Consider the following 4,679-nt stretch of genomic DNA (forward strand, 5'->3'; position numbering starts at 1 on the left):
ACGGCAACTACGAGGCCGAGGTGCCGCTGCCGCACGCCGGCGCGCTCGGCTACACCGTGCGCGTGCTGCCGAGGCACGGCCTGCTGGCCACCCCGGCGGAGCTCGGCAGGGTCGTGCTGGCCGGCTGACCGGTCACCCGAGGTCGCTCAGGGCATCCGGTCCGCCTTCGCAGGGCGGGCTGGATGCCCTGATGCGTTCGTCTTCCTCCGCCGCCGTTCACTGGTCGTCACCTGCGCCACGCGTGTCCACCGCCAGAAGTATTCCCTCGGACGAATGAGCCCGCTGTCGAGCGGGTGAATTCACGATCTCCGCTGGTAGAGGCGGGCGGGACGGGCATACGCTCCCAAACGTGGAATGAACCGCACCAGAATTCGTCGAGGGTATTCGGGTGCGGGTCCAGTGAATTGCGCATTCGCGCGCTGAGGAAGAAGGTAGCCGTGAAGAAAACGATTGCCGCATTCTCGCTCGTCGCAGCTCTGTTCACCGCGTCATCCGTCCCCGCCGCCAGCGCGGCACCGGCGCCGCAGCTCCCCGCAGCCTGTGCCGGACTCGTCCAAGACCTCGCAGCGAAGCTGAAGAAGACCGTCGGCAGCCTCGTGCCCGTGCCGAACGTCGGCGCGGTGAAACCGATGATCGGTGACCTGCTCGGGCTCGTGACAGCGATGCAGGGGGCGGGCTGTCTGCCGACACCTCCCGTGAGCGTGCCGGGCGTCCCGCTGCCGGTGAAGGCCATACCGTACGCCGGTCCCACCGACGTCTGCCTGCCCGTCGTGCTGAACCTGGTCTCGGCGGTCGCGGGTCTCGGCGGCACCGTCCTGGGTGCCGCCGGCGGCGGGCTGCCGGACGTCGGCAAGCTCACCGCGTTGCTGACGACGCTGCTCAAGACCGTCACCGACCTGCTGACCAAGTGCGGTCTCCCGGCTCCTCCCGGCGGCCTTCCCACGGTGCCGAGCCTGCCGGGTCTGCCGGGTCTGCCTGGCCTGCCGGTGCAGAACGGCTGACCCACGAGGGGTGGGAAAGGGCCCGTCACCGTTTTCGGTGACGGGCCCTTTGCTGTGCGCGGTGTGTAGTATTCCGGACCGCCAAGAATAGAGTCGTGAGCTGCGTCGTCACCCGTTCGTCACAGCTGAAGGGTTTTCTGGGGAAACACACAATGGGGCGACAGGTTCGTTTTTCTCCGGAAGTTGTGGTTAATCTGAATTTGCTCGATCCGCTGCTGCTCTAAGAACGGAAAACCGCAGATGATCAAGAAGGCAATCGTCCTCGGCGCCGCCATCGCGGGCATGGGACTCTTCGCGTCGACCGCACACGCCGCTCAGACCCCGAGCCGGGACGTGCTGGACACGCAGCTGCTCGGTCCCATCTCGATCACGGCGTTCTCGCACAACCCGTGGACGCCCGGCAACGGCAACGTCACCGGGTCGGGCAACCTCGGGGGCAACGGCAACAACGTCGGGAACAACAACAACGGCGGCAACGGCAACAGCAACGGCGGTGACGGCAACAACATCGGCGCCGGCAACACCGGCGGGAACGGCAACAACGGGACCGGCTTCCCCTTCCCGGGCTGAGCCGGTGCCGGTCAGCTGATCTGAAGACGGGCGCGGGTCGCCGCCACCCGCGGACTCCAGCCCGCGAGCTCGTGCGCTTCGGCCGCGAGCTCGCGGGCCTTCGCGTTGTCGCCGTCCACCATCCACGCCCGCGCGATGGTGATGAGGTCCTCGGCGCGGCCCAGCGCGGTCTCGCTCGACTCGGCGGAGTACCCGGCGAGCTGCCGGGCCTTGGCGGTGTCGCCCTCGACGAGCGCCATGACGGCCAGCGTCCCGTTCGCCCGGTGCTTCGGGTACCCGGCCTCGTAGGCGCCGCCGAGCATGCTGCGCGCCGTCTCCAGCCCGACCTCGGCGGGGAACTGGCCCGCCTCCACCGCCTGCACAGCGATCCCGGCCGTGGTGGCCATGACCAGCGCCAGCTCGCGCGTGCCGAGGTCCTCGCGCCCGTTCAGCCCGATCGCGCTCTGCAGCGCGTCGAGGTACCGCTCGCGCGCACACGCCGTGACGATCTTGAGCCCGACCACCGTGAGCAGGTCGGGGTGGTCCTCCACCAGCTCGGCGTGGATCCGTTCGGCCTCGTCGAGGTCACCGCGGTGGTAGGCGTCCATGCCGGCGAGCACCCGCGGCCGCGCCTCCAGCTCCTCCAGCCGCCGTCCCGACAGCTTCGGCAGCGCGAACACGAACCAGCCGAGGCTCGTGTTGCCGGGCTGCTCGACCGGCACGAGCTGGAGCAGGAAGCACGCCGTGGCCGCCAGCGCCATGCCCTTGCCGAACGCCGACCCGGTGGCGAGCCACGTGAGCGCCACGACCCCGGCGCAGAAGACGATCGCGAACGCTCCGGTCAGGACGGTCCGCCGCCGCACCCCCGGCTTCAGCCCGGTGAGACCGACGGTGGCGAGCACGGGAACCGTGCGCAGCACGACCCGTCCGGTCGCCCAGGTCCACGACTTGAGCTCGCCGCCGAGGCCGATGATCACGTGCGTGATCCGCAGTCCGAACAGGACGGCCCCGAGCGCGAGACCGGCCTGCGGTGCGGTCAGCGCGACCAGCAGGCCGACGAAGGCCCCGGCCAGGCCGGCGGGGAAGTCCGAGAGGGTCCAGGCGATCGTGCCGGCCACCACCAGGGCCGTCACGACCCAGCGCACAACTGTCACGATCTCCAGACGCTACCTGCGCGGGAGCGGTTCCACGGCGGGATCGGGCAAGGGGGACCCACCGGTTGAGACGCCCGCGCCGTCGTCACACCACCGGCTGCGACCCGCCCCGCACCACCGGCAGCCCCGCCTCCCGCCAGCCCCGGAACCCGCCCACCAGGTCGGTCGCGTTCGCCAGGCCGACCCGCTGCAGGTCGCGCGCCGCGAGCGACGACGCCCAGCCCTCGTTGCACACCACGACGACGGTCGTGTCGGCGGTGAAGCCGGGCAGCCGCCAGTCGCCCGCCGGGTCGAGGCGCCACTCCAGCACGATCCGCTCGACCACCACGGAGTTCTCGATCTCGCCCTCGGCCAGCCGGTTGTGCGCGGGCCGGATGTCGACCACCAGCGCGTCGCCCAGCGCGTGCAGCTCGTGCGGTTCCAGGCGCTTGAGGTGCGACCGGGCCTCTTCCAGAATCGCGTCGACCTTGCTCACGGGCCCTCCTGGTCGGCCAGCTGCCGCAGCTCGGACAACGGCAGGCGTTGCGCGGGCAGCGGCGGGATCGAGTCGGGGATGTCGAGCAGCGACGCGTACTCGCGCGTCGGCACCAGCGGCGGTGAGTAGGCGTGCACGGTGGCGGCGGGGCCGTCGAACGGGTTGAGCACCTGGTGCGCGCGGCCCGAGCCGAAGCCCAGCGCGTCACCGGTCTCGCGCACGGCGGAGCGGACCGGGCCCGCCGGGTAGCGGTAGTCCTCGCGCAGCCTGCCGGTCAGCACGGTGAACGACCCGGCCGAACCGCCGTGGTCGTGCGGTTCGGTGCCCTGGCCGGGCAGCCACGACAGCAGCCACAGCTCCACGCCCTCGGTCAGGCCCAGGCGTGCCCACCAGCGGCGTTCGGTCGAGTACTCGAGGATCGAGAGCAGCCCGGTCGTCAGCTCGCTCGCCACGAACGAGGTGAGGTCGCGCAGCTCGCGCGGCGTCCAGAGGGACCGGGACGGGTGGATCACGTCACGCAGCAGCCGGCCGTCCAGCACCGGGTGCAGGTCGAACCGGTCTTCGTCGGCAGTGCTCGCGGAAGTGGACGCGGAGATGTTCGCAGCAAAAGTAGAGGTCACCGGCTCGCTCCTGAAGGCCACGTCGGTACGGGGTAGCGATCAAGACGCGACGCGGAGCGCTGGTCAGCGCACGCGTCGCGTCGAGCTACACCCGCACGACGCCACGAGCACGAGGTCGATCGCGCGGTCAGTCCAGGAGTAGACCAGCACTCCGTGATGGTGCCAGAGGATCTCGGAGAGTGGCTAGAGCGTCCACCAGGTGATCAGCGGGGCACCCGGAGCAGGAGCAACGACCGCGGCCGCACCTCCACCTCCGCGCGCGGCGACAGCGTCGAGGGCTCGGCGGGGGAGCCGTCCGCCGTCGTCGTGTCCAGGAACGGCTCGTACGACGGCCCGTAGCGCTCGTGCGGCAGCGTGACGGTGATCGCCTCCGCGCCGGCGTGCATCAGCAGCAGCCACGAGTCGTCCGACACCAGCTCGCCCTCGCGCGTGCGGGACAGGCAGTTGGAGCCGTCGATGAACATGCCGAGCGTGCGGCGGCTCTCGTCGAACCAGTCGGTCTCGGCCATCTCGCGGCCGTCCGGCCGGAACCACACCAGGTCGGGGTTGCCGCTGGGCGTCGTGCGGCCCTCGAAGAACTCCGGCTGCCGCAACGCCGGCGACGACGCGCGCAGCGCGATCAGGCGCTGGGTGAAGCCGAGGAGCGCCTTGCCCGCCTCCGTCTCCGTCCAGTCGACCCACGACACCGCGTTGTCGAGGCAGTAGGCGTTGTTGTTGCCGCCCTGGGTGCGCCACATCTCGTCGCCCGCCACCATCATCGGCGTGCCGGTGGACAGCAGCAGCGTCGCGAGCTGGTTGCGCGCCTGCCTCGTGCGCAGCTCCAGGATCTCGGGATCGTCCGTCTCCCCCTCGGTGCCGCAGTTCCACGACCGGTTGTCGT

At 70.7% G+C, this 4,679-nt stretch carries 5 protein-coding genes and 1 pseudogene; 2 read left to right on the top strand and 4 right to left on the bottom strand.

Translation table 11 applies throughout. From position 1 onward, the window contains the following. Positions 1-437: 437 nt before the first annotated feature. Together VF330_RS18085 and VF330_RS18090 are read left to right on the top strand one after the other, a co-directional pair. Positions 438-1,001 carry a hypothetical protein gene (locus tag VF330_RS18085; protein WP_330852788.1) on the top strand — a complete coding sequence of 188 codons (564 nt, stop codon included), beginning with the start codon at positions 438-440 and terminating at the stop codon, positions 999-1,001. A gap of 240 nt (positions 1,002-1,241) precedes the next feature. Beyond that, positions 1,242-1,571 (top strand): hypothetical protein, encoded by a 330-nt coding sequence (locus VF330_RS18090; protein ID WP_330852789.1) that lies wholly within the window; start codon positions 1,242-1,244, stop codon positions 1,569-1,571. Positions 1,572-1,582: 11 nt separating this feature from the next. Here the strand turns inward: VF330_RS18090 and VF330_RS18095 are convergent, their stop codons facing one another. From VF330_RS18095 to VF330_RS18110, 4 genes and pseudogenes are all read right to left on the bottom strand, one after another. Next, on the bottom strand, positions 1,583-2,704 hold the full coding sequence (locus VF330_RS18095) for a hypothetical protein (protein ID WP_330852790.1): 1,122 nt from the start codon (positions 2,702-2,704) through the stop codon (positions 1,583-1,585). 85 nt (positions 2,705-2,789) lie between these two features. Continuing rightward, a complete protein-coding gene (locus VF330_RS18100) occupies positions 2,790-3,179 on the bottom strand; it encodes a rhodanese-like domain-containing protein (RefSeq protein WP_330852791.1) in 390 nt (129 codons plus the stop codon). Next, complete coding sequence (locus VF330_RS18105; RefSeq protein WP_330852792.1) at positions 3,176-3,775, bottom strand: cysteine dioxygenase family protein; 600 nt, start codon at positions 3,773-3,775, stop codon at positions 3,176-3,178. Before VF330_RS18105 ends, VF330_RS18100 begins: the two co-directional genes overlap by 4 nt. 227 nt (positions 3,776-4,002) lie before the next feature. Continuing rightward, positions 4,003-4,679 (bottom strand): annotated as a pseudogene (locus tag VF330_RS18110) (glycogen debranching enzyme GlgX); the annotation flags it as partial.

Source organism: Lentzea sp. (genome assembly GCF_036380075.1).
Classification (GTDB): domain Bacteria; phylum Actinomycetota; class Actinomycetes; order Mycobacteriales; family Pseudonocardiaceae; genus Lentzea.

Excerpts from the sequence above, each read along its gene's own strand:
- VF330_RS18090 (WP_330852789.1), top strand. The coding sequence starts at position 1,242 with ATGATCAAGAAGGCAATCGTCCTCGGCGCCGCCATCGCGGGCATGGGA.